Source organism: Loktanella sp. IMCC34160, assembly GCF_004145845.1.
GTDB lineage: Bacteria > Pseudomonadota > Alphaproteobacteria > Rhodobacterales > Rhodobacteraceae > SELP01.
Window position 1 is genome coordinate 509,877 of sequence record NZ_SELP01000003.1, and the last position, 24,302, is coordinate 534,178.

26 protein-coding genes, 1 tRNA gene and 1 other RNA gene are annotated in these 24,302 nt (G+C 63.3%); 13 read left to right on the top strand and 15 right to left on the bottom strand.

Features of this window, described 5'->3' with window-relative positions:
• The first annotated feature begins 165 nt into the window (after positions 1-165).
• Both EU803_RS10680 and rlmN read left to right on the top strand, forming a co-directional pair.
• Entirely contained in the window at positions 166-693 is a 528-nt protein-coding gene (locus EU803_RS10680) for an invasion associated locus B family protein (RefSeq protein WP_207209188.1), read from the top strand.
• Positions 694-799: 106 nt separating this feature from the next.
• On the top strand, positions 800-1,981 hold the full coding sequence (gene rlmN, locus EU803_RS10685; protein WP_129682602.1) for a 23S rRNA (adenine(2503)-C(2))-methyltransferase RlmN: 1,182 nt from the start codon (positions 800-802) through the stop codon (positions 1,979-1,981).
• Between the two features lie 6 nt (positions 1,982-1,987).
• On the opposite strand, the gene EU803_RS10690 is transcribed toward rlmN, so the two are convergent.
• The gene (locus tag EU803_RS10690; RefSeq protein WP_129682604.1) at positions 1,988-2,746 is read right to left on the bottom strand and encodes a hypothetical protein; all 759 of its coding nucleotides are present in this window, start codon (positions 2,744-2,746) and stop codon (positions 1,988-1,990) included.
• Between the two features lie 149 nt (positions 2,747-2,895).
• On the opposite strand from EU803_RS10690, the gene EU803_RS10695 reads away from it, so the two are divergent.
• Positions 2,896-3,114 carry a hypothetical protein gene (locus tag EU803_RS10695; protein ID WP_129682606.1) on the top strand — a complete coding sequence of 73 codons (219 nt, stop codon included), beginning with the start codon at positions 2,896-2,898 and terminating at the stop codon, positions 3,112-3,114.
• Between the two features lie 113 nt (positions 3,115-3,227).
• Here EU803_RS10695 and EU803_RS10700 read toward each other — a convergent pair.
• Positions 3,228-3,304: transfer RNA gene (locus EU803_RS10700), tRNA-Met, on the bottom strand.
• Between the two features lie 149 nt (positions 3,305-3,453).
• Between EU803_RS10700 and EU803_RS10705 the strand changes: the two genes are divergently transcribed.
• Together EU803_RS10705 and EU803_RS10710 are read left to right on the top strand one after the other, a co-directional pair.
• Positions 3,454-4,863, top strand: a complete 1,410-nt coding sequence (locus EU803_RS10705; protein ID WP_129682608.1) for an FAD-binding oxidoreductase — start codon at positions 3,454-3,456, stop codon at positions 4,861-4,863.
• Positions 4,860-6,062 (top strand): MFS transporter, encoded by a 1,203-nt coding sequence (locus EU803_RS10710; RefSeq protein WP_129682610.1) that lies wholly within the window; start codon positions 4,860-4,862, stop codon positions 6,060-6,062. Before EU803_RS10705 ends, EU803_RS10710 begins: the two co-directional genes overlap by 4 nt.
• Here EU803_RS10710 and hemC read toward each other — a convergent pair.
• Positions 6,059-7,006, bottom strand: coding sequence for a hydroxymethylbilane synthase (hemC, locus tag EU803_RS10715; RefSeq protein ID WP_129682612.1), 948 nt, complete (start codon positions 7,004-7,006; stop codon positions 6,059-6,061). The two genes, EU803_RS10710 and hemC, sit on opposite strands and share 4 nt — an antisense overlap.
• 93 nt (positions 7,007-7,099) lie before the next feature.
• Here hemC and hemE point away from each other — a divergent pair, with 93 nt between their 5' ends.
• Positions 7,100-8,131, top strand: a complete 1,032-nt coding sequence (hemE, locus tag EU803_RS10720; protein WP_129682613.1) for a uroporphyrinogen decarboxylase — start codon at positions 7,100-7,102, stop codon at positions 8,129-8,131.
• 136 nt (positions 8,132-8,267) lie between these two features.
• Complete coding sequence (locus EU803_RS10725) at positions 8,268-8,714, top strand: hypothetical protein (RefSeq protein WP_129682615.1); 447 nt, start codon at positions 8,268-8,270, stop codon at positions 8,712-8,714.
• 26 nt (positions 8,715-8,740) lie between these two features.
• Here the strand turns inward: EU803_RS10725 and EU803_RS10730 are convergent, their stop codons facing one another.
• Both EU803_RS10730 and hemF read right to left on the bottom strand, forming a co-directional pair.
• Positions 8,741-9,370 (bottom strand): LysE family translocator, encoded by a 630-nt coding sequence (locus EU803_RS10730; protein ID WP_129682617.1) that lies wholly within the window; start codon positions 9,368-9,370, stop codon positions 8,741-8,743.
• Entirely contained in the window at positions 9,361-10,254 is an 894-nt protein-coding gene (gene hemF / locus EU803_RS10735; RefSeq protein ID WP_129682619.1) for an oxygen-dependent coproporphyrinogen oxidase, read from the bottom strand. The genes EU803_RS10730 and hemF overlap by 10 nt, the downstream gene beginning before the upstream one ends.
• Before the next feature lie 99 nt (positions 10,255-10,353).
• On the opposite strand from hemF, the gene EU803_RS10740 reads away from it, so the two are divergent.
• The gene (locus tag EU803_RS10740; RefSeq protein WP_129682621.1) at positions 10,354-10,743 is read left to right on the top strand and encodes a hypothetical protein; all 390 of its coding nucleotides are present in this window, start codon (positions 10,354-10,356) and stop codon (positions 10,741-10,743) included.
• A 3-nt stretch (positions 10,744-10,746) separates the two neighbouring features.
• Here the strand turns inward: EU803_RS10740 and EU803_RS10745 are convergent, their stop codons facing one another.
• The 5 genes from EU803_RS10745 to EU803_RS10765 form a co-directional block, all read right to left on the bottom strand.
• Positions 10,747-11,097 carry a glyoxalase gene (locus tag EU803_RS10745; RefSeq protein WP_129682623.1) on the bottom strand — a complete coding sequence of 117 codons (351 nt, stop codon included), beginning with the start codon at positions 11,095-11,097 and terminating at the stop codon, positions 10,747-10,749.
• Positions 11,094-11,843 carry a metallophosphoesterase family protein gene (locus EU803_RS10750; RefSeq protein WP_129682625.1) on the bottom strand — a complete coding sequence of 250 codons (750 nt, stop codon included), beginning with the start codon at positions 11,841-11,843 and terminating at the stop codon, positions 11,094-11,096. The genes EU803_RS10745 and EU803_RS10750 overlap by 4 nt, the downstream gene beginning before the upstream one ends.
• Positions 11,844-11,925: 82 nt before the next feature.
• Positions 11,926-12,537, bottom strand: coding sequence for a dimethylsulfonioproprionate lyase family protein (locus EU803_RS10755; protein ID WP_129682627.1), 612 nt, complete (start codon positions 12,535-12,537; stop codon positions 11,926-11,928).
• Positions 12,538-12,685: 148 nt separating this feature from the next.
• A complete protein-coding gene (gene serA / locus EU803_RS10760; RefSeq protein ID WP_129682628.1) occupies positions 12,686-14,281 on the bottom strand; it encodes a phosphoglycerate dehydrogenase in 1,596 nt (531 codons plus the stop codon).
• A gap of 91 nt (positions 14,282-14,372) precedes the next feature.
• Positions 14,373-15,527, bottom strand: coding sequence for a phosphoserine transaminase (locus EU803_RS10765; RefSeq protein WP_129682630.1), 1,155 nt, complete (start codon positions 15,525-15,527; stop codon positions 14,373-14,375).
• A 197-nt stretch (positions 15,528-15,724) separates the two neighbouring features.
• Here EU803_RS10765 and EU803_RS10770 point away from each other — a divergent pair, with 197 nt between their 5' ends.
• Entirely contained in the window at positions 15,725-16,564 is an 840-nt protein-coding gene (locus EU803_RS10770) for a Stf0 family sulfotransferase (RefSeq protein WP_165352818.1), read from the top strand.
• 12 nt (positions 16,565-16,576) lie between these two features.
• Entirely contained in the window at positions 16,577-17,461 is an 885-nt protein-coding gene (serB, locus tag EU803_RS10775; RefSeq protein ID WP_129682635.1) for a phosphoserine phosphatase SerB, read from the top strand.
• Here the strand turns inward: serB and rsgA are convergent.
• From rsgA to EU803_RS10795, 4 genes are all read right to left on the bottom strand, one after another.
• Positions 17,458-18,480: a ribosome small subunit-dependent GTPase A gene (rsgA, locus tag EU803_RS10780; protein ID WP_129682637.1), complete on the bottom strand. Its 1,023-nt coding sequence runs from the start codon at positions 18,478-18,480 to the stop codon at positions 17,458-17,460. The genes serB and rsgA overlap by 4 nt on opposite strands.
• Before the next feature lie 140 nt (positions 18,481-18,620).
• Positions 18,621-18,719, bottom strand: an RNA gene (ffs, locus tag EU803_RS10785) — signal recognition particle sRNA small type.
• Between the two features lie 40 nt (positions 18,720-18,759).
• Positions 18,760-19,098 carry a hypothetical protein gene (locus tag EU803_RS10790; protein WP_129682639.1) on the bottom strand — a complete coding sequence of 113 codons (339 nt, stop codon included), beginning with the start codon at positions 19,096-19,098 and terminating at the stop codon, positions 18,760-18,762.
• 51 nt (positions 19,099-19,149) lie between these two features.
• Positions 19,150-21,036, bottom strand: coding sequence for a bifunctional 2',3'-cyclic-nucleotide 2'-phosphodiesterase/3'-nucleotidase (locus EU803_RS10795; protein ID WP_165352819.1), 1,887 nt, complete (start codon positions 21,034-21,036; stop codon positions 19,150-19,152).
• A gap of 123 nt (positions 21,037-21,159) precedes the next feature.
• Between EU803_RS10795 and nudC the strand changes: the two genes are divergently transcribed.
• The gene (nudC, locus tag EU803_RS10800; RefSeq protein WP_129682643.1) at positions 21,160-22,128 is read left to right on the top strand and encodes an NAD(+) diphosphatase; all 969 of its coding nucleotides are present in this window, start codon (positions 21,160-21,162) and stop codon (positions 22,126-22,128) included.
• Between the two features lie 55 nt (positions 22,129-22,183).
• Positions 22,184-22,651 carry an SRPBCC family protein gene (locus EU803_RS10805; protein WP_129682645.1) on the top strand — a complete coding sequence of 156 codons (468 nt, stop codon included), beginning with the start codon at positions 22,184-22,186 and terminating at the stop codon, positions 22,649-22,651.
• On the opposite strand, the gene EU803_RS10810 is transcribed toward EU803_RS10805, so the two are convergent.
• Entirely contained in the window at positions 22,652-23,500 is an 849-nt protein-coding gene (locus EU803_RS10810) for a prephenate dehydratase (protein WP_129682647.1), read from the bottom strand.
• A 117-nt stretch (positions 23,501-23,617) separates the two neighbouring features.
• Between EU803_RS10810 and EU803_RS10815 the strand changes: the two genes are divergently transcribed.
• Positions 23,618-24,145, top strand: coding sequence for a cytochrome c family protein (locus EU803_RS10815; RefSeq protein ID WP_129682649.1), 528 nt, complete (start codon positions 23,618-23,620; stop codon positions 24,143-24,145).
• Positions 24,146-24,302: the final 157 nt, after the last annotated feature.

Below are 24,302 nucleotides of genomic sequence, written 5' to 3' on the forward strand. Positions count from 1 at the left end.
CGCAATCCAAGGGGCACCCGCCCCTTTGGGGCTTTCACAAACCGGCAATTTCTTGCTATTGCTAGTGCTATCGAGTTGAAAGGCTGCTCGCCACAGGAAATGGTGCCACAAGAATGCACCGCAGGCGCAGGAGCAAGAGGCAAGGACAGCTTGGAGGCTGTAGGCATGTTTTCACGAATTTCGCGCATGATTTGCGTGTCCGCTGCGTTGGTCAGCGGTGGGGCCGCGTTGGCGCAGGAATCCGACAACCGGGTCGCCGCCAATACGGACTGGAGCGTATTTGAAGAGGCCGACCCCCGCGAATGCTGGGCGGTCTCGGCCCCGAAGGAAACCGTCAACACGCGGGATGGCAATGTCGTCGCCGTGCGGCGGGGCGAGATCCTGTTGATGGTCTTCTACCGCCCGGGCGAAAGCGTCAACGGACAGCTTGCCTTTACCGGTGGCTACCCCTTCGCGGGCGGGTCGACCGTTTCTGTCGATATCGGCGGCACCCAGTACCAGCTGTTCACCGAAGGCGAATGGGCCTGGCCGGCCTCGCCCGAGGATGACCAGCGCATCGTTGATGCGATGAAGCGTGGTGCCGACGCGACCCTGGTTGCGCGGTCCGGGCGCGGGACGGTCACGACTGACAAATTCTCGCTTCTCGGCTTTACCGCCGCCGTGGAAGAGGCGGGGCGTCGCTGCAACAGCTGATCGGCGGGCGCAAGGCCGGCATGACATTTCGGGCGGCGGAATCCTTTGGCTTTCGCCGCCTTTTCCTATATGTGGCCCATCTGCCCAGACTCAGGACATTCGACCCATGACCGCCAGCGCTCCCATCACGCAGGACCTTGTCACCATTCCGCGCAAGCTGCCGGAGGGGCCAGTCAACATCGTCGGACTGACCCGCGACAAGCTGCGCGAGGCGCTGATCGAGATCGGCACGCCTGAAAAGCAGGCCAAGATGCGGGTCAACCAGATCTGGCAGTGGATCTATCATTGGGGCGTGCGTGATTTCGCCACGATGACCAACCTTGCCAAGGACTACCGCACCAAGCTGGCCGAGAATTTCGTGATCGACCTGCCCGAACTGGTCACCCGTCAGGTCAGCGCGGATGGCACCCGCAAGTATCTGGTGCGCATCGCGGGCGGGCACGAGGTCGAGGTGGTCTATATTCCCGAAGAAGATCGCGGCACGCTGTGCATCTCGTCTCAGGTCGGTTGCACGCTGACCTGTTCGTTCTGCCACACCGGCACCCAGAAACTGGTGCGCAACCTGACCGCCGGAGAGATCATCGGGCAGGTCATGCTGGCCCGCGATGACCTTGGCGAATGGCCCGAACCCGGTGTCGGCACGGGCGACAATGGCCCGCGCCTTCTGTCGAACATCGTGCTGATGGGCATGGGCGAGCCGCTTTATAACTTCGACAATGTCCGTGATGCGATGAAGATCGCGATGGACGGCGAAGGGATCGCCCTGTCGCGCCGCCGGATCACCCTGTCCACGTCCGGCGTCGTGCCGGAAATCGCCAAGACCGCGCAGGAAATCGGCTGCCAGCTGGCTGTATCCTTCCATGCCACGACCGACGAGGTGCGCAACATCCTCGTCCCGATCAACAAGCGCTGGAATATCGAAGAATTGCTGAACGCCCTGCGCGAATACCCCAAGGCGTCGAATTCCGAACGGATCACCTTTGAATATGTGATGCTGGACGGGATCAACGACAGCGACGATGATGCCCGGCGGTTGGTGAAACTGATCAAGGGCATCCCGGCCAAGATCAACCTGATCCCCTTCAACGAATGGCCCGGCGCGCCCTACCAGCGGTCGCCGTGGGACCGGATCGAAGCCTTTGCCGACATCATCTACAAGGCCGGATATGCCAGCCCGATCCGCACCCCGCGCGGAGAGGACATCATGGCGGCCTGCGGCCAGCTGAAGTCGGCGACCGAACGCGCCCGCAAATCCCGCAAGGAGATCGAGGCCGAAGCCGGGCTTTGACGCTGTTCAGTGTCGTTCTGCCTCGATCCTGCCAAGGGCGTCCCCGATATCGTTGTGAAACCGACTGTTTCCTGCCGCTTGGATGATCTTTTGCCGAGTCGGTTGAGGCAGTCGACCAAAATTTGTTGCGGCCCCAGTGAAATGCCCGTGTAGCGGGTTGTAGCGTCCGCCGGGGTCACGCGACAATCGCTCCCAGTTTTCCCATGGCGTTCCGCGTTTGCCCGCGAGCGCCAATTCAAGGCGGCGAAAAGACACGATTCCGGCAAATGTGGTTAGGTCGATATTGCCCCAAAGCCCCGGGCCAGCGATGGGGTAACAGTGATTTGCCGGTGCCAGAAAATTGATAGCCGTATTGTCGACCCGATAGGTTCGACCACTGGCCACGACATAATCGCCGAAGACTGTCGTCGGGATCGCGGCCTCCATGGCATTTACCGAACCGGTGATCCCGGTTCCGGCATCCATACCACGACGGACACCAGCCAATTGTTCGGCGAGCGTCGGACGAAAGGGTTGGCCGCCTCCTGCCATTCGGGTTTCGACTTGCTGACCCAGTCCGCGCAGATCCGTGTCGATGTCCTGATCCGAAACAGAGTTCAGCAGGACACTGTTTGCCGGCTTTGCCTGCGCTTGCTCTAGGTTGCGATAACAATGGCGTTGCAGGCTCATGTCGAGATTCAGGATAAGCGGCGGCGCACCGCCGGGGGGATTGTACTGAACCCTGATGTGACAAGCATTCGGAGTTCGGTTCAAGGTTACAACCATTCTGTCCTCCTTGGATTCGACTGTGTCCCCAATTTCTGGGTTGGCGTGCGGAACTATCCGTTGCAAGGCAACTGACGGTCTGTGCCTTTGCACACAGTTGCCCGCCATCGTTAACCAAGATGAAAGCCTGCCAAGGCGATCCTTTCCCCATGAAAGCAATTCGAATCACCACTTTCCTCGCCCCCGATGTCGAGGCCGCCCTGCGGGACACCGCCGCCGAAGATGGTATGACCGTCGCCGAATTTCTCGATGAGGCGATCGGCAAGGAGGTCCGCCGCCGCATGGCGCGGCGCAAGGCGCTTTATCGAAACCGCCTGTCCGCCCGGCTTGAGCCGCTGGAACCCTCGTCCCGGCTTGAATGGCCCTAGTCCCGTTGTGGTCCGGACTGCAGTGGCAGTCGGGCATCGAACAGCGCGACGCAATGATCCGCCTCGGCGCAGCACGCGGCGCGGGTCTTGGGCCAATCTCCTGTAGGGAAGGATGGTAGCGGAGGAGGGACTTGAACCCCCGACACGCGGATTATGATTCCGCTGCTCTAACCAACTGAGCTACTCCGCCAGACGCGGTGCAAGTAAGCCGCACCGCCGGGGAGGTCAAGAGAAAAACCACACCTGCCTGGCCGCTTTCTGCGCCCATACGACCGATGCCGCTTTTCCCCGCCGCCTGCTGGGGGTAGCACTTGACCAAACTGCGTTTGGGTGGCGGCGATGGACCTTCTTGAACAGCTTGGCAACGTGATCGGACCGGCCAATGTCCTGACGGGCGATGACCGTGGGCCGTGGCTTTCGGATTGGACCATGGCCTACCCGAGCGACCCTATCGCGGTGTTGCGTCCAGCGACCACGGCCGAAGTTTCCGCCATCCTCAGGATCGCCAATGACACGGGGACCCCGGTGGTCCCCGCCGCGGGCCGAACCGGCCTTGTCGGCGGGCTGAAGGCCGATGGCGCACTGGTTCTTTCTGTTGATCGCATGAACAAGATCCGCGAAATCCGGCCCGACGGCCGGATCGCCATCGTCGAGGCCGGTGTCATTCTTTCATCCCTGCATGACGCGGCAGAGGCCGAGGGGTTGATCTTTCCCCTGACCTTCGGCGCGCGCGGGTCGGCGATGATCGGCGGGGTTCTGGGCACCAATGCGGGCGGGTCCAATGTTCTGCGCTACGGCAATACCCGCGACCTGTGTCTGGGGCTCGAGGTGGTTCTGGCCGACGGTCGGGTGATGAACCTGATGAGCGAACTGCACAAGGACAACAGCGGTTTCAACCTGCGCCACCTGATGATCGGGTCCGAAGGGACGCTGGGTGTGATCACCGCCGCCGTGCTGAAGCTGCGGCCCAAGCCCCGCGCCTATGCCACCGCCATGGTCGCGCTGCCCTCGCTTGCCGATGCCCTTGGGTTGCTCAACCGGGTGCAGGACGAAACCGGCGGCGCGGTCGAAGCGTTTGAATACATGCCGCGCGGCTACATCGACCGGCATCTTGAGGTAATCGAAGGGGTAAAACCCCCGTTCGAACAGCGCCATGACGTCAACATCCTGATCGAGGTCGGCGCGACGGCCCCCCGTGATGCGACCGCAGGTGACGACGGGCAGATTCCGGTCGTGGCCCATCTGGAAACGGTTCTTGCCGAGATGATGGAAGACGGGACCCTGTTGGATGCCATCATCGCCCAGAACGAGGCGCAGCGGCGCGAGATGTGGGCCCGCCGCGAGGCCGCCGCAGAGATCGCCCATGGCTGGATGCCCTTTGTCGACACCGACATCGCCCTTCCGCTCGACAAGGTCGCGGTGTTCTTCGACATGGTCCGCCCCCGGATCGAGGCGATCAAACCCGGCTGCGCCGATCTGGCGGTTGCCCATCTGGGCGATGGGAACATTCATTACTCCATGTATCCCGGGGACGATGACAAAGGTCTTCAGGATCGGCTGATGGAGGCCGTCGAAGACGTGGTTGAAACGCTTGGCGGGTCTTTTTCGGCTGAACACGGGATTGGCCTGTCCAAACTGTCGTCGATGCGCCGCCGCAAGGATCCTCTCGCGCTTGACGTGATGCGGGCGATCAAGGCGGCGCTTGATCCCAAGGGCATCCTGAACCCCGGCAAGGTCCTGCCGGAATGACCCATCATCTGCGCCAGTATTTCGCCAACCCGGTTCTTCGCATGGTGTTCTGGGCCACGGTCCTGTCCGGGGCGATGGCCGCGCCCATTGGCACCTATCAGTCGCTGATCGCCATCGAGCGACTGGGCGTGGCGGATGGGCAATTCGCGGCGATCCTTTTTCTGGGGCTTGTCGTGGGCACGATTGCATCGCTTTGGATCGGCGTGGTCACCGACCAGCGCCCGTGGCGGCGCAAGGCGGGGCTGGCGGTGGCGGGCGGTCTGGCGCTTGGCAACATCCTGATGTGGCTGGCCCCCTCTGCCCCGATGTTTCTGGCGGTTCACGGCTTCCTGTTGCCGCTGATGGTGACGCTTTTTGGACAGTTGTTCGCCCTGGCTCGGCTTGCGGCCGGAAACCTTCCTGCCGCCGACAGGGACGCGGCGGTGGCCAACGTCCGGGCCTTCTTCGCTGTGCCCTTCATCTTTGTCTTGCCGATCTGGGGGTGGCTGGTCGGGTCGGGGGCGTCCCTTCTTTCGGTCTATGGCGCGGGCAGTGTGCTGGCCCTGATCATGGTGGCGGTGATCTATCGGGGTTGGCCCGACGATGCGAACGCCCCTTGGGAAGACAGGAAATCGGGCTTGACCCTGCGGGGATCACTGGCCGAGATCGCCGACCCCGCGGTCATCGTCCGGGTCGCCCTGATCGGGCTGATCCATGTCGGCGCCTCTGCCTCTGGCATCGTGCTGGGCCTGATATTTGCCCGCGCGGACGGACAGGGGGCGGGCGATGTGGCGCTGTTCTTCGGGGCCTTTGTCGCCATCGAATTCGCGGTGATGATGATGATCGGAATCCTGCGCGCCCGCTGGCGGCGCCTGCATATCATCACGGTCGGCGTGATCCTTTATGGGATATACCTTGTGGGCCTGCCGCTGTTGGCCGGGTCGCCGCTGGTCTGGCTGCTGATCCTGCCCGCCGGGGCCGGGGGCGCGATGATCTATGCGCTGGCAGTCGGTTACTTGCAGGATTTGCTGGGCACGCGGGCAGGGGCCGGATCGTCCCTGATTGCCCTGCAGCGGGCGGTGGCCGAAGGCACGGGGGCGGCGATTTTCGCCTTCGGAACATGGGTCTATGGATATGGCATCGTGCCGTGGATCGCGGCGGCGATTTCAATCCTTGCCATGGCGGCGATCATCCGGCTGGACCGGTTCCGCCCGAACTAGAAGAAGTCGGGCCCGGCACGTTCCAGAAGCTTGCGGGCCATTTCCTCGGCTATTGGAACGGCATCCTCGACAGCACAGTCTTGGTCGTCCGACAGCACCTGGGATCCGTCCACGCGCAGGATTTCGCCCCGCAGGCGCAGGGTTCCGCCGTCCAGCGTTGCCAGCCCGCCGATGGGGGTCTGGCACGACCCGTCGAGCCGGGCAAGGAACGCCCGTTCGGCAGACAGGCGCAGGCCGGTTGGGGTGTCGTGGATCGCCTCCAGCATCCCGGCGGCGCGGCTATCGGTTCTGCGCCGTTCGATGCCAATTGCCCCCTGCGCCACGGCCGGAAGCATGTCGTCCTCGCTGATCGGGGTTGCGGGTACATCCGCCATCCCCAACCGGTTCAGCCCGGCCATGGCAAGGAAGGTCGCGGTCGCCACACCATCGTCCAGTTTCTTCAACCGGGTTTGAACGTTGCCCCTGAATTCAACCACGTTCAGGTCCGGCCGCCGCGCCAGAAGCTGCGCCCGCCGCCGCAGCGACGAGGTGCCAACTGTTGCGCCTTCGGGCAGATCGGCAAGGCCAGCCACGGTCGGCGAGACAAAGGCGTCGCGCACGTCTTCGCGCGGCAGGTAGCAGTTCAGCAGCAACCCGTCGGGCTGGTCCACCGGCATGTCCTTCATCGAATGCACGGCGATGTCGATCGACCCGTCCAGAAGCGCATCCTCGATCTCTCGGGTGAACAGCCCCTTGTTGCCGATGGCCTTCAGCGGCGTGTCGCTGGCGATCAGCGACCGGTCATCGCCACGCACCTTGATCACGACGATCTCGAACGCCTCGGGCGGCAGGGAAAAGGCCGCAGCCAGCCGGTCACGGGTTTCATGCGCCTGGGCAAGGGCCAGCGGCGAACCACGGGTTCCGATCCGGAAGGGCGAGGCGGGAGAGGGCAATTCCAATGTCATATGCGCTTTCTAGCCGCGCCCATTGCCCCCTACAATGGCTTGACAACACCTGCGGCACTTGGGACCACCCATGCCAAGTTGCACGAGGCTCCAATGACCCAGAAAACCATCCTTCGCGCCCTAGCGGGTGAAACGCTGCCCACCCCGCCGATCTGGATGATGCGGCAGGCGGGTCGCTACCTGCCGGAATACCGGGCCACCCGCGCACAGGCGGGGGATTTTCTATCCCTGTGCTACAATCCGGACCTTGCGGCCGAAGTGACCTTGCAGCCGATCCGCCGCTACGGGTTCGACGCGGCGATCCTGTTTGCCGATATTCTTCTGTTGCCGCAGGCGTTGGGCACCGATCTGTGGTTCGTGACCGGCGAAGGGCCGCGTCTGTCCACCGTGACCACCGGTGCCGAACTGGCCGCGCTGAAGCCCAAAGAGGCGATCCATGACACCCTGTCGCCCGTCTATGAAACCGTGCGCATCCTGTCTCGGGAACTGCCTAGGGAAACCACGCTGATCGGCTTTGCCGGGGCGCCCTGGACCGTGGCCACCTATATGATCGCCGGGCGCGGCACGCCGGATCAGGGCCCGGCCCACGCGCTCAAGGATGCGGATCGTGCGACCTTTCAGGGCATCATTGATCTGCTGACCGATGCGACCGTGGATTACCTTTCGGCGCAGGTCGACGCAGGGGCCGAGGTCGTGAAGATTTTCGACAGCTGGGCCGGGAGCCTGAAGGGCGCGGATTTCCACGATTTCGCCGTTGAACCCGCGCGCAAGATCACCGCTGCGATGAAAGAACGGCACCCCGATACCCCGGTCATCGCCTTCCCGCGCGGGGCGGGCGAACGCTATGCCGGGCTGCATCAGGCGATCGGTGCGGATTGCATCGCGCTGGATGACGGGGTCACGGCGGCCTGGGCGGCGGCGAACGTGCAGACCGGCGGATGCGTTCAGGGCAACCTGAAATCCTCGCATATGGTGACCGGGGGCGATGATCTTGTCCGGGAAACCCGCCGGATCGTCGATGCCCTGTCGAACGGGCCACACATCTTCAACCTCGGCCACGGGATCACCCCGGACGCGGACCCCGAAAACGTGCAGTTGATGATCGACACGGTGCGGTCCACCTAGGGCCGTTCGCGCCAGTTCTCCTGTTCAGGCAAACCCTCAATTATACCGCGAACCGGCCAAACGCGCGTTGGCCCGGGTCAAGGCGCGATGGCATTTCCGGACGTATCATCTGCTGATCCATAGAAGGAGGATCACGATGTATGTTCCACGCATGATTTGCCTTGCCGCGACGTTCGCGATGGTTGGCGGGGCCGCCCTTGCCGATACAATTCGTCTGCCCCCTTCGGTCGGCGCGACGCCGATCGAGATACCCTATGTCGATCCGGATGCGCCCTTGGCAATCAATCCGAATGCCCTTGGTCAGTCCGGGCAGATCGGCACGCAGACGCCACGCCTTGGTGACCCTTACATGGTTTTACCTGTGCCCCTTCCCTCGCCGAATATCACGATGGTCGATCCACGTCGTCTTCCCGGCGCGTTCAGTAGTTTGCCGATCCCGATCCCGGACCCGGTTCGGGTCGGGCGTGAAGGCCGGTTCGCCTATGCGCTGCTGAACGACGGCACGGTCTACGGCGATACGAACTTCGGATACGCCCGGTTCGAAAACATGGCGACCTACCGGGCGTTTCTGGAAAGCCACTAGTCGGCAGTGTGGCAGCCCGCCTCGCGTCAGGCCGTCTTCCAGGCGAACCAGACAGCGACGAGGGCAAGCGCCACGGCAAGGGTCTTTCGGACGACCATGCTTCGATATGGATCGTCCAGTAGTACCCTTGCCGTACCTGCCAGCAGGACGATCGTCGCGTGAATGCCGGTCGCCACCCCGACATAAATCGCGGACAGGGTCAGGGTCTGCCCGGTAACATTCCCGCTGGGCAGGACAAACCCGGGCAGAACGGCAACGTAGAAGACCGCGGCCTTCGGGTTCAGCAGGTTGGTGATCAGCCCGCGCCGGAAATACCGTGCAAGGGTCGACCCAAGGGGTGCGTGCTCGATATCTTCGCCCGCCCCGCGCCAGCCATCCCAGGCCAGCCAAAGCAGGTAAATCACGCCGCCCCAGCGCAAAGTCTGATAGAGCACATCGGAGGACGAAATGACCGCCGCAAGCCCAAGCGCGGCGGCGATCCCCACCAGACCAAGCCCAAGCGCCACGCCCGCGACGGCCGACATTCCCGGCCTGCGCCCCTCGGTCGCGGCGACCAGCGCAAGATAGGCCATGTTCGGCCCCGGCGTGAGTTCGATCAGCGCCGAGGTCAGGGCGAAAGCCCCAACCGTGACAAGCGGCAGCCCCGCTAGATCCATTTGGCCAACGGCGGCAGGGACATCAGAACGGCATTCGCGTCATGCCCGGTCGCCAACCCGAATTTCGTGCCCCGGTCGTAGACAAGGTTGTATTCGGCATAAAGGCCGCGATGCACCAGTTGGGTATCCTTGTCGGCCTCGGACCAGGGGGTGTTCCGCCGCCGCTCGGTGGCCGGCAGGAAGGCGGGCAGGAAGGCGCGGCCAATGTCCTGCGTCAACGCAAAGTCCTTTTCCCAGTCGCCGGTGCAGTGGTCATCCATGAAGATGCCGCCAACACCACGGGCGCGGCCCCGGTGCGGGACATAGAAATATTCGTCAGCCCAATCCTTCAGGCGAGGGTAAAGGTCTGCCCCATGCGGGTCGAGGTGCTGTTTCTGGACCGCATGGAAATGCGCGGTGTCCTCGGCGTATTCGATGCAGGGGTTCAGGTCGGACCCGCCCCCGAACCACCACGCGCCGGGGGTCCAGAACATGCGGGTGTTCATGTGCACCGCAGGGGTATGCGGGTTCTGCATATGCGCGACCAGCGAAATGCCAGAGGCCCAGAACCGCGGGTCGGCTTCGATCCCCGGCACGCCACGAGCGGCCATTGCCTGCTGCGCGGCCTTGCCAAGGGTGCCATAGACGGTGGACACATTGACCCCGACCTTTTCGAACACCCGGCCGCCGCGCATCACGCTCATCAGCCCGCCGCCGGCATCGGACCCGTCGTCGCTGGCCCGTTTGGTTTCCGTCACCTCGAACCGGCCTGCGGGCAGGTCCGCGAACGGGCCTTCGGACTGGCTGTCCTCCAGTGCCTCGAAGGCCGCCACGATGTCATCCCGAAGCTGTCGGAACCAATTGGAAGCGGTCGCCTTTTCGGTCTGCATCGCGGTCTCGGTCATGGTCGGCTGTCCTTGATATTGTATAACCACGCCCTCTAGCATTCATTGGGGCAGGCTTCCACTGCCCGGTGGTCGCAGTTGCTGTCACGGAGAGTTCCCATGCGTAAGACCCTTTTGATCCTGCCTGTTCTTGGCATCCTTGCCGCCTGCGCCACCCCGCGCGAGGCCTGTATCAACGATGCGCGCCGCCACGTGGTGCTTCTGGATCAACAGATCGCCGTGACCCAAGGCAACATCAGCCGCGGCTATGCGCTGGCGACGGTGCAGGATGTTCAGGTCGTCACCGAAGTGTGCCGGGGAACGAACGAGGATGGATCGACCTTCAGCTTCCCCTGCCAGAAGACCCGCGTTGTTGACCGGCAGGAACCCGTGGCCATCAACGTGGCCGAGGAACGGGCAAAGCTGGCCGATCTGCAAGCGCGTCGGGCCGCCGCCGAACGCACGGCGCAGGCCACCATCCAGCAATGCGTCGCGACGCACCCCGAATAGGGATCAGGTAAATTCAATCCTGTTGCAGAAGGGATCGTCGGTGAAGAACCGCCGGCGATCTGTCAGGGCCGTATCCCACCTGACCTCATGCCCCTCCACGACAAGCCTTCTGGCGATGTCGTCAAGGTCAGGCACCCGGAAACAGGGATGCGCCTTGCGCGCGGGGCTAAACGGTTCTTCCACGCCAAGGTGCAGTTCGACCTCTCCCGCCCGCAGCCAAAGCCCACCGCGACCGGCCAAGGCTTCGGGTTTCGGAAGCTCTGTCATGCCAAGGATACCGACCCAGAAGGCGCGCGCGTCGTCCTCGCCGCCCTTGGGGATGGCAAGCTGAGTGTGATCGTAGGTCCAGCTCATTCCGCGCTGGGCCACAGAAGGGATCGGCCAGCTTCGTGAACCGTGTGCCAGTCGCTGCCGTCGAAATGAACGGGCACCAACGGACGGCCATAGCCCGCCCCGCCGTCGATGTTGATCCGGTTGCCATGGTGGGCCGGGTGATCCAGCGCCGTGTGACCATGCACGACCATGCTGCCATGATCGCGCGTATCCTCCAGCCATCCGTTGCGAATCCAGATCAGGTCGTCTTCCTCCTGATCGGCCATCTCGATACCTGGGCGAATGCCCGCATGGACAAAGATTGCCGCCTCGGCCCGGTGCCACAGCGGGCGGCTTTCCAGAAAATCGAGGTGGGTTTCGGGGACCTTGGCGCGAGCCTCTTTCGCGATCTCCTCGACAAGGCCGGGGTCGCGGATTTCGGCGTCGGTATCGGGCAGGGTCACCCCGTAGGACCGCAGTGTATCGCGGCCACCCAGAGCGGGGTGGAGCCAGCCCTTGCCCGACGCGATCTGCGGGTCGTCGATGACCCCGTCGCGGACAAAGCGGGTGAACATCCGGTCGTGGTTGCCCCGCAGCACGGTCCAGTTCCGGCCCGCCTCAACGCCGGCGATCAAGGCGTCGATCACGCCGCGCGTGTCCGGGCCACGGTCGGTGTAATCGCCGACAAAGACCACCTCTGCCCCGGTGCCGCCATCCGCACCAATCAGCGCAAGCGCCCGGTCCATCTGAGTCTTCTGTCCGTGGATGTCGCCGATTGCATAGATCATTGGGCCCGCCTTTCCGGGCCGCAATAGCACGGGGCGGAGAGCGGGGGAACGGCGCCCGGATCAAGGCAGCCTTGCAGCCAGATCAGGCCTGCGCCTCGACCTGCGGGTCCGGCAGGAACCGGTAGGAATGGGTGTTGATGTCACCGCTCCACCGCCACAGGGCGACAAAGCCTTCGGGGCCGGTGCGGAACGCGTGCGGCATCAGGGATGGATGGTGAATCATGTCCCCCGCGGGCCGGTGCCGCGTGTCGTCGCCCGCCGTCCAAATCGCCGACCCGGCAAGGATGACATAGGTTTCATCCGCGTCGTGATTGTGCAGGCCGTAGTAGCTGTTCGGCGCCATATAGACGAGGCCGAGCCGGTGATCGGGGCAAGGAATCGGGCCCTCTGGCCCCATCAGCGTCGCGACAGCGATGATGGCGGCGGCTGTAACGGTCATCCGATCTTCGACCGGGTTCACGCTCCAGTCGATCAGGTCATGGGCGGCAAGCGCGGCCCGCGCGGCCGGATGGTCCGACCCGGCCAGACAGGTCCGGATGCCCAGGTCAAAGGCACAGGCTGACGGGGTGACGGGCATGTCGATGGCAGTCTGGGTCAGCGCGTCGGCGGCAGCGGCGCCTTCCGAACGCCCTTCGGCGCGGTAGACGGCGGCAAGCTCGTCCAGAAGGGCGGTGAATCGGGGTTGATAGGCCATGTCGCCCTCCGGCAGGTCAATGCCTGAGGGTCGCGCGAGCGGGCAGCGCGGTCTGACACTGTCACGACATCAGCGGGTCGAAAACGGGTCGCCTGAAAACGACACGAGCCGCCCGGTCTGGGCGGCTCGGTCAAGGGTCTGGGATGGATCAGGCCACGTCGAAGGTCAGCGGCTTGATCTGTCGGAACATGCCGGTTGCCTCCAGCTTGGCAATGACCGGGGCCGGCACCGGATCGTCGACATAAAGAAGCGCGATAGCCTCGCCATTCCGGGCGGCGCGGCCAAGGGTAAAGTTGGCGATGTTGACGCCATTTTCGCCCATGGTCTGGCCAAGCGTGCCGATGATGCCCGGCACGTCCTCGTTGGTGGTGTAAAGCATGTTCGCACCGACCTCGGCATCAATGTTGATGCCCTTGATCTGGATAAAGCGCGGCTTGCCATCGCTGAATACGGTGCCCGCGATGGAGCGTTCCCGCTCGGCCGTGACGACCGTGACCTTCACATAGCCTTCGAAGGCGCCGGACTGGTCCTGCTTGGTCGTGGAAATCTGGACGCCGCGTTCCTTGGCCATGACCGGGGCCGATACCATGTTCGTGTCCGGGTTCGTCTTCTTCATGATCCCGGCGATGGTCGCGGCGGTCAGGGCCTTGAGGTTCATCTCGGAAGCTTCACCGTCAAACAGGATGTTGATCGCCTTGATCGGCTCGTCCGTCATCTGGCCGATGAAGTTGCCCAGATGGCCCGAGAGCTTGATCCAGGGGCCCATGACCTTGGCCTCTTCGGCGGTGACGGAGGGCATGTTCAGCGCGTTTTGCACCGCGCCCGTCAGCAGGTAGTCGGCCATCTGCTCGGCGACCTGAAGGGCGACGTTTTCCTGCGCTTCGGTCGTGGCCGCGCCAAGGTGCGGGGTGCAAACCACGTTGGGCAGGTTGAACAGCGGGTTTTGCTTGGCCGGTTCCTCGGCAAAGACGTCGAAGGCGGCGGCGGCGACATGGCCGGACTTCAGCAGGTCGGCAAGGGCGGCTTCGTCTACCAGACCGCCACGGGCGCAGTTGATGACGCGAACGCCCTTCTTGGTCTTTTCAAGGTTCTCGCGGCTGAGGATGTTGCGGGTCTGATCGGTCAGCGGCACATGCAGGGTGATGAAGTCGGCCCGCTTCAGCAGCTCTTCCAGATCCACCTTCTCCACGCCGATTTCGGTGGCGCGCTCTTCGGACAGGAAGGGGTCGTAGGCGACGACCTTCATTTTCAGGCCAAGGGCGCGGTTGCAGACGATCGACCCGATGTTACCTGCGCCGATCACGCCAAGGGTCTTGCCGGTCAGTTCGACCCCCATGAACTTCGACTTTTCCCATTTGCCCGCATGAGTCGAGGCGCTGGCCTCGGGGATCTGGCGGGCGGCGGCGAACATCATTGCGATGGCATGTTCGGCGGTGGTGATCATGTTGCCGAAGGGGGTGTTCATCACGATGATCCCCTTCTTCGAAGCCTCGGGAATGTCGACGTTGTCGACCCCGATCCCGGCCCGGCCAATGACCTTGAGGTTGTCGGCGGCGGCGATGATCTTTTCGGTCACCTTTGTGGCCGAACGGATGGCAAGGCCGTCATATTGGCCGATGACTTCAAGAAGCTTGTCCTTGTCCTTGCCAAGTTCAGGCTGGAAATCCACCTCGATGCCGCGATCGCGGAAGATCTGGACGGCGGCTTCGGACAGCTTGTCGGAAATAAGTACGCGGGGGGCCATGTCTGGTCCTTTCATTGGGCGGGGGTGGGTTGAAACCCACCTTGCGATTCACGGGTGAGGGGGTAGGGTGGGCCAAGGCCCACCTTACGCGTCATGCAGCGTCGGACTGCGCTTCGATCTCGGCGGCAAAGGCCCATTCGAGCCAGGGCAGCATCGCCTCGATATCGGCGGTTTCCACGGTGGCACCGCACCAGATCCGCAGTCCGGCGGGGGCGTCGCGGTAGGCACCGATATCCAACGCGATGTTTTCCGCCTCCAGCCGCTTGGCAACCGCCTTGGCAAAGGCCGCACCATCGGTGATCCGGTCGTCGGTGAACTTCAGGCAGACGCTGGTGTTGGACCGGGTGGCCTTGTCATTGGCAAGGTTGGCGATCCAGTCGCGGCTGGCGCAGAAATTCCAGACGGCGCGGGCGTTCGCATCGGCCCGGTGGATCAAGGCGTCCAGCCCGCCGATGGACTTGGCCCATTTCAGCGCGAACAGGTAATCCTCGACTGCCAGCATCGACGGGGTGTTGATGGTCTCACCCCGGAAGATGCCTTCGATCAGCTTGCCGCCCTTGGTCATGCGGAAAATCTTGGGCATCGGCCAAGCGGGGGTATAGCTTTCCAGCCGTTCGACCGCGCGGGGGCTGAGGATCAGCATACCGTGGGCCGCTTCACCGCCCATGACCTTCTGCCAGGAGAAGGTCACCACATCCAGCTTGTCCCAGGGCAGATCCTGCGCAAAGGCGGCGCTGGTCGCGTCGCAGATGGTCAGGCCCTTGCGGTCCGACGGGATGACTTCGCCCGACGGCACACGCACGCCCGAGGTGGTGCCGTTCCAGGTGAAGACCACATCGTTGTCGTAGTTGAGCGACGACATATCGACGATATCGCCATAGTCGGCGGTGTGGGCGGTTGCCTCGATCTTGAGCTGCTTGACCACATCGGTGACCCAGCCAGCCCCAAAACTTTCCCAAGCGACCATTTCCACGGGCCGCTCGCCCAAGAGCGACCACATCGCCATTTCGACGGCGCCTGTGTCAGAGGCAGGAACGATGCCGATCCGGTAGTCGGAGGGAACCCCAAGGATTTCGGCGGTCAGGTCGATCGCCTCTTTCAGCTTGGCCTTGCCGACGGCGGCACGGTGCGACCGGCCCAGCGGTGCGTCGCCAAGCGCGGCAAGATTCCATGTGGGGGGTTTGGCACAGGGGCCAGAAGAAAAGCGCGGATTTTCCGGGCGCGCAGCCGGTTTGGTCAAAGCCATTATCTGATACCCTCTCAGATATTCGCCCCTCGTTGGGGAGGGGTGTCCCAAGGCCGGAGATACGGGGGGCAGAGGTCTTTCACAACGGGCAAAATGCCGCTAGACCGCCGGTTGAGGCGCGAAAAGCGACCCTTGGCGACTACGATCGGAAACTTGCATCCGCATTCGGGAAGGCGGGACACGGCGTGAACTGGGTGTTGAAAAAACTGACCGAGTCGCTGTCGGACCCGTTCCGGGAGATTCCGCAAAAGCCCGACTACCGCGCCCAGGTCCTTGCCATGCCTGCGCCGGAACGCCGCTATGCCATGTTCTTTACGCCGCGCAGTGGATCGTCACGTCTGACGGAACTTGCGGATCAGACAAAGGTGCTTGGCCGGCCGGGCGAAATTTTCAACCCCGCCCTCCTTCCCAAGATCGCGGTGCACTATGGCGCGCAGAGTATGGGCGACTACATTGACCTTCTGTGCCGGGCCCGGAATCACGATGGGACATTCGGGTGCCAGATTACCTATTCCCAGATCCTGTCGCGGTTCCGCACAGGGCATAGGTTCCTCGACGCGGTGGAACCCACCCACGTCATATGGCTGTACCGCGAAGATATCGTTGCGCAGGCGGTGTCGATCAGCCGGATGCGGCAGACCCGGTTGGGGCACGCGACTGCGGCGACCGCGGCGATCGAAGCCGATGCGGAGGCACGATTTGTCTACGACCCGCGTGCGATCCGGCGGATCATCCGGTTTCTGCGCTGGATGGAGACCCGGACCGAGGCGCTGTTTCGTCGGGAAGGGCTGCAACCGCTGCGGCTGAGCTATGAACAGAGTATCGCCCACCCGCCGATGGCTGTCCTTGCGGCAATGGCCGGGCATCTGGGGGTTGATCTGGACCCCGGCGTCGAAATCGTCGAAAAGCACCGGAAACTGTCCGGCAGCAAGGGGCGCAGTTTCGCCGAGCAATTCCGGGCCGAAAACGCCGATTTTGTCGCTCGCATAGAACAACAGCGGGCCCCGATGCTTGCGCGCCTGACCGACTTGGGCTGAAGAAAGAACACAATGACCCATTCGCATATCGTCACCCTGTTGACCAACCCCGCCAAACCCACACTCGATCCCGCGTTGGTCGACTCCCTGCGCAATGCCTGGGGCGGGGGAGAGGCCCGTTGGCTTTCCGTCGATGAGGCGGCGGAATTCGGAATTCCGCAAGTTCCCGGCAATGCCGAGGAGATCTGGGCCAGTCTTCAGGATCAGCGGGTGGACCTAGTGATCCTGCCCGCCGAAGGGCGGCGCAAGAAGATGCTTCTGGCGGATATGGACAGCACCATGATCCAGCAGGAATGCATTGATGAACTGGCCGCCGAGGCGGGCGTCGGCCCGCGCGTGGCCGAGATCACGGCCCGGGCCATGAATGGTGAGTTGGACTTCGAAGGGGCGCTGATTGAACGGGTCGGTCTTTTGGCGGGGTTGGATGAGGCGATCATCGACCATGTTCTGAAAACCCGGATTACCCATATGCCGGGCGGGCGCGCGCTCTTGGCGACGATGAAGGCGAATGGCGCCTATGCGGCGCTGGTGTCTGGTGGGTTTATATCCTTCACCGCAAGGGTGGCGGCGGATCTTGGGTTCGACGAAAACCGCGCCAACACGCTGCTGACCGAAAACGGCAAGCTGACGGGCAAGGTCGGGATGCCGATCCTTGGCCGCGAGGCGAAGGTGCAGGCGTTGGAAGAGATCACCGCCCGTCTGGGACTGTCCGACACCGATGTGCTTGCCGTGGGGGATGGGGCCAATGATCTGGGGATGCTGACACGCGCGGGCACGGGCGTGGCCCTGCACGCCAAACCCAGCGTGCAGGCCCAATGCGATGTGCGGATCAACCACGGCGATCTGACGGCCCTTTTGTATGTTCAGGGCTATACTAGGGGCGACTTCGCGGCCTAGCGCCGCTTGGCGTCGCCCCGCGCCTTGCCGGTCTTGTAAAGCTTGTTCAGCTTGCGATAGCGGGCGCGGGATTCGGCGACGGTTTCGGTGTTGTACTGGTCTTCGCGGGACAGTTTCTGCCAGCGCTCGTAACGCGCTTCGTCCAAACTCCCTGCGTCGATTGCCGCGCGGATGGCACATCCCGGTTCGGTCTCGTGCTTGCAGTCGCTGAACCGGCACTCCAGCGCCAGATCGGCAATATCGGCGAAGACCGCATCTATCCCCTCGGCGGCCTCGGTCAGGCGCAATTCGCGCATCCCGGGCGTGTCGATCAGCCACCCGCCGAACAAGGTCGGGCGCAGCGCGCGCGATGTCGTGGTGTGGCGCCCCTTGGCATCGTCTTCGCGGATGCCCTGTGTCGCGTCCTCTATCCCGGTCAGACAATTCTGAATCGTGGTCTTGCCGACCCCGGACGATCCGACAAGGGCCAGCGTCTGGCCATCCTTGCACCACGGCACGAGGCGCTTCACCTCCTCCGGGTCGCGGGCGTCAATGGCCAAGGCGGTCACAAGGGGCGACAGTGCCTCTGCCCGGCGGACATAGTCGGCAGGGTCTTCAGCCTCGTCGGCCTTGGTCATGACAATCAGCGGCAGACAGCCCGCGGCAGCGGCCATGGCAAGGTAGCGTTCCAGTCGCGCCGGGTTGAAATCGGCGTTGCAACTGGTGACGATCCCCAGCGTATCGACATTTGCGGCGATCAGCTGGCCTTTGACCTCGTGCCCGGCGGCGCGGCGCTGAATCATCGTGGACCGGTCCAAAAGGGCCGTGGCGCGGCCGCCTTCAGACAAGACCCAGTCACCGACGGCATAGGCGCCGGTTTCCATCGGGGTCACCAGGGTCACCGGCCCGTCCGGGCCAAGCCCTTCGACATCGCGCCGGTTGACCGCGGTCAGTCGCACGGGGGTTGCGGTTTCGTCAGCGTCGAGCTGACGGGCGAAATGGGCCGACCATCCAAGGTCGGAAAGGGAAAATCGGGTCAATTCGGAAAGCCCTTGAACGTGTGAGGTTTGGCTGTGCGGACACAGCGATGGTCACATCGGGCGGCGCGGGTCACTTCGACGGCGCGGCCCGGAGGCAGGTCACATTCTCCATGATCGTCCTCCGTCCAATTGGCGTTTCTAGGTGAGAGGCTGGACAGCGACCCAAGCGGGGCTCGTTGCGGCTGCTTCCTTCCGGACCTGACCGGGTTGGCGAGGCGCTCGCCCGCGCCAACCTCTCGATCCTGCATATAAGGCGGGACGCAGGCCCGCGCAACCCGGCTAGCGGCGAAGGCCCGACGGGCAGAAGACCTGCGTAAAGGCGGCAAGGCAGTTGGCGCTGCGGCCGTAGCCCGCGACATTGACCTGCGCGAACAGCTTTCGGTCGACATAGCCGACGGACAGGCCCAGCCGGGCCAGATCGGCGCAGGCGTTGGCATCCGCCTTGCAGGCCGCGAACAAAAGCGCGGCAACGGGATCCTGAATATCGTCAAGGCTGCCCGCTTCGATTTCTGACCGAATCATCGCGCCAATGGCGGTTTCCACAGTTTCCGGTCCGGGACGGGTCAGGGCGGCTGCGGCGATCAGGACAAGGACAAGAACGACAAGAAAACGAAACACGGCGGCAGGTCCATCTTGGGGCGGGGCTTTGCCCGTTATCCGCCCAAAACGTCAAAGCTTCAATCGAAACCAGTCGAACCCTTCCGGCCCAGCGCCAACGCGGTCGATAACATGTGTGCTGTTGGTCGCAGTGCACCTTCTGGCCCGCGGGTTGGACAGGAAAAGCCCGCTGCTTTTTGCCACTGCGGCCAGCCGCCACCCGTCCCGCGGCGCCGGATTGATCGGGCCGGACCTGCGAATGTGGTTGATCAGGATGTCGCGGGCCGCGGTCCGGGTTTCGCGGATGACGTTTGCCTGACCCAGCATCCCGAAATCGCCGCCACCCCCGGCCCGGTAGCTCGACGCCGCAACGATGATCCGTGCATTGGGCGCAAGGGGCTGCCCATTGATCTTCGGATCGCGAATCCGCTGGGCAGAGCCGACTGGCGCCGCGACGTCGATCCGGTAGTCGATCCCGTCGAAGGTATCGAAGGTATAGCTGGGCAGGTCTTCGTTCAGAAGCAGTGCGTCGGCTTGTCCCGTAGCAACCTGACGGAAGCAATCCGTGGTTTGCAGCAGCCACTCCAAGAGCGCCGCACCCGATACCTCGACCGCGCAGATTGTGTTGGGATAGGGATAGAGTTCGGCAGCATTGCGCAGGGTCAGAGGGCCGGGCGCGATGTCGACATAGTTGTCCACGCCGGTCAACCCGCCGGCCCTGAAGGGCGCAACGGCGATGACAAGCGGCAGGTGTTCGAAGGCGCTGCCCGCAAGCAGATCCTGCATCACGCTGCGCTGTGAATCGGCGATGACGGCGAGGGTCTGGTCCGGCATGACCCGCGAGAAATAGCTGTGAAGCGGAACCTCTGTTTCGCCAATCGGTCGCCGGATGTGGGCAAGGGTCACTTCATGGGCCTCGTTGACCGAGGCAATGATGTCCGGATCGGTCGGAACCAGCGGTTCAAAGCTGTTGTCCTGTTTGCGGCGGGCAATGGGCCATGCCGCCGTCGAGGTGTCCTTTCGGGGGGACCATACGCAATCGGTTCGTTCAAGGGTCAGGTCGATCACCCCAAGATGCGACCCGAGCGACCCGGCGATGACCACCGGCGTGCCATGGATCGTGCCGCGGACCGGGTCGACCGGACCAGAGGCCGGGATCGCGGGTCCGGGAAAGACAAGGTGGGTATGCCCCCCGATGATCGCGTCTATGCCGGGAATGGCGGCCAGCGGAACAATTGCGTTCTCCATCCCGGGTTTGTGGCATTCCGCGCCGATCCCGGAATGGCACAGCGCCACGACAATGTCGGCCCCACGCCGGCGCAGTTCCGGGACATGCGCCCGGGCCGCTTCGATCATGTCCCGGGTCTGGAGCGTATTGGCAAGCCGCTGCCGATCCCAGTCGATGACCTGGGGCGGGGTCAGGCCAATCACCCCAACCCGCAACGGCAGCCAGCGCCCCTCTGTCGTGGCGATCGTCCGGTCTAGGATGACAGAGGGCGGCAAAAGCGTTTCGTCCTCCAGCGGCGTTGCGCCGACCTTTCGCAAGACGTTGGCGGACAACAGGGGAAACCGTGCGGACTGCGCCACGCAATCAAGGATATCGAGCCCGTAGTTGAATTCATGGTTTCCCACGCAGGCCGCATCATAGCCAAGGCTGTTCATCGCGGCGATGGACGGGTGAAGGCAATCGGGATCATTGGACCGGGTTTCGATGATAAGGTCGGACAAGGGCGTGCCCTGAAGGAAATCGCCATTGTCGAACAATAGGCAATTCCGGCTTTCCCGCCGCATCTGCCGGACAAGGCTGGCGGTCATGGCCAGCCCGAAGTGGGACACGGGTTTGTCGACGAAATAGTCGTAGGGCATCAGATGCGCGTGCAGGTCCGTCGTCGCAAGAATGCGTAACTGCGCCCGGGTTCTCTGTTTTCGGTCTCTTTTCAAATGGCGGACCTGTTCCACGATCTTGTCCTTTTTGCCAACCCGTTCCCAACATCCAGCCTAACAACCATAGGGAGAGTTTGGAAAGCCCTGTCCTCGGTTTTCGGGTTTGTCTTTTTTCCGGTGACGTGCCAGAGGTCGGCCATGAAACAGGCGGAAACAGTCACATTCGGTGGGTCCGGGCTTGATCGTGCGGCACATCTGCGCGGCGATGATACGCGTCTGGACCCGCTTCGGCGCGACCCGGACAGTCGTGCGATCGTTCTTTGGCGGGGCAAGCCGCTGGTCGTTGGGCCGGACGGCGGGGCGCTGGCGCGGGTTGGTCTGGATAGTGCGCTTTGCCGGGCCGCGTCCAGCCCGATGATCTTCCTTGGCCTTGATCATGGCCGGGCGGTCTTTGCCGCCGATATCAGCGGCTGGGTTCCTGACACCGACAGCACCCCTGACCCGTCGGGCTTTCTTGATCCATCCCTGCAACGACACCCCGATGCGCCGCAGGACGCCGTCTTTGCCGAGCTTCGGTCGATCATGACAAGCCTTGGCGCGCGGGATGCGGAACTTGCCGCAACCGCCAAGGCGATCTTTGGCTGGCACGAAACCCATTTGTTTTGTTCCCGCTGCGGCGCCCCGAGTGCCATGGCCATGGCCGGATGGCAGCGAAACTGCCCAACCTGCGGCGGTCAGCATTTCCCGCGGACCGACCCAGTCGTCATCATGTTGATCACCCGCGGCAACTCTGTCCTTCTCGGGCGGTCGCCCGGCTGGCCGGACGGGATGTATTCTTGCCTTGCCGGCTTTGTCGAACCGGGCGAACCGATCGAGGCCGCGGTGAGGCGCGAGGTCCTGGAAGAGGCCGGGATCAGGGTCGGGCAGGTCGACTACCTTGCCAGTCAGCCCTGGGCCTTCCCCACATCGCTGATGTTCGGCTGCAAGGGCGAAGCCCTGACCGAGGAGATCATCCTTGATCCGGCAGAGCTTGAAGACGCGCTATGGGCAACGCGAGAGGAGATCGCGAAGGCCTTCATTGGTCAGCATCCCAAGATCCGGCCCGCGCGAAAAGGCTCCATCGCGCATTTCCTTCTTTGGAACTGGCTCTCGGATCAGTTGACTTGACAGGTGGGCCAGGGCTACCCGAAAGGTTAAGAAACCAAGAAATGGGGGGAGCAGGATGAAACTCAGCACGCGGGAGGATATCGAGGCGCCGATCGACTATGTGTTCGGGCGCGCGACGGATTTCGCGAGCTTCGAACGGTCCGCCCTGCGGCGCGGGGTGGAGGTTCATCGTCTTGATGTCGGGCAGGATGTCGGCAAGGGCGCATCCTGGCGGGTCGAGTTCGTATTCCGTGGTCGACCCCGGAAAGCCGAGGCGGTCATCGCGGATTTCGATCCGCCGAATGGGTTCGCGGCCAAATTCGAATCCGGGGGGCTGCAGGGCCAGACCGTGGTCGAACTGGTGCCCCTGTCGCCGGGTCGGACCCGTCTGACCCTTTCGGTCGAAATGACGCCCAAGACCCTTGCGGCCCGTCTGTTGATCCAGTCGCTGAAGCTGGCCAAGACCAACCTGCACCGCAAGTTCAAGACACGGGTCGCCGATTTCGCGGAAGACGTGGAAGAGGACTATTCCGCCCGCAGTTGATCAGCGCTGCGGTTTTTCGTGCCGACGGGCCGATGCCGGGAAGACCCCCATCAGCCGGATGTGGTCAGTGAAATAATCCAGCTCTTCCAGGGCCAGTTGAACGTTCCGGTCGTCGGGATGACCTTCGATCTCGGCATAGAACTGGGTGGCGTTGAAATTTCCGCCGACCATATAGCTTTCCAGCTTGGTCATGTTGACGCCGTTGGTCGCAAAGCCCCCCATCGCCTTGTAAAGCGCGGCGGGAATATTGCGGACCCGGAAGATGAAGCTGGTCATCATCCCCGCCTTGCCCCGGCGGGTATAGTCAGGGTCGCGGGCCATGATCAGGAACCGGGTGGTGTTGCGGTCGTGGTCCTCGATATGGCGTGCAAGGATCTTCAGCCCATAGATTTCGGCCGCGAGTTCCGACGCCAGCGCCGCCTTGGTCTTGTCGCCGCCCTCTGACACGTCGCGCGCGGCGCGGGCGTTGTCAGAACTGGCCTTCGGGCTGATGCCGTGTTCGCGCAGGAAGCCCGCGCATTGCGGCAGGATCACCACATGGCCTAGCGCGGTTTCGATATCCTCGACCCGCGCGTCGTGCAGACCCAGCAGGTTGATATGAACCCGGACAAAGGCTTCGTCGACGATATGCAGCCCGCTTTCCGGAAGCAGGTGATGCACGTCGGCAACCCGGCCATAGGTCGAATTTTCCACCGCGATCATGCCCAGTTCGGCATCGCCCTTGCGCACCGCTTCAATGGCGGCGTCGAAGGTCGGGCAGGGCAGGGGTTCGTGCCCCGGGCGCGTTTCGATACAGGCCTGATGGCCATAAGCGCCCAGTTCCCCCTGAAATGCGATCTTGCCAGTCATGACGGTCATCCAAACGTTGTTCTGAAAAAAGGGCAATAAGTCGCGGTACTATAGCTTGCAAGACCCCGCCGTAACCGGATACATAGCCGCGAAACTGCGAACGAGATGGAACGCGACATGTTCGACACAATGACCCTCACCAAGGCGGTGGCCGGCGTTTGCGGCGCGCTTCTGGTCTTCCTCTTCGGCAACTGGGCTGCTGAAACCCTGTATCACGGTGGCGGTGCCCACGGTGATGAACACGCACAGGCCTATGTGATCGAGGTTGAAGGCGCTGACCACGGCGGCGAAGAAGCCGCTGTCGAAGAAGGCCCGGACTTTGCCGAAGTGTTTGCCTCGGCCGATGCGGCTGCGGGCGAAGGCCTGTGGCGCAACTGCCGCTCCTGTCATGCTCTCGAAGAAGGCCAGAATGGCACCGGCCCGTCGCTTTACGGCGTCGTCGGACGTCCGATCGACGCGATCGACGGTTTCGCCTATTCCGGCGCCCTTCTTGAGGTCGGCGAGACCTGGACACCGGAAAACCTGAACACCTTCCTGGCCGACCCCAAGGGCGCTGCGCCGGGGACCAAGATGAGCTTCCGCGGTCTGCCGAAGATCGAAGACCGCGCCAACCTGATCGCCTATCTGTCGACCATCGGCGGCTGATCAGCGCATCAGGCAAAGAATTTTGGGGGCCGCACCATCTGTGCGGCCCTTTTTCTTTGCGCGCGCACCCACCGTGACGGTCCATTCACCGCTTGATCACGCATTCTCAACTTGAATGCGTGACACCGCCCCCGTTAGCTTTATCTTGGCAGGCAAC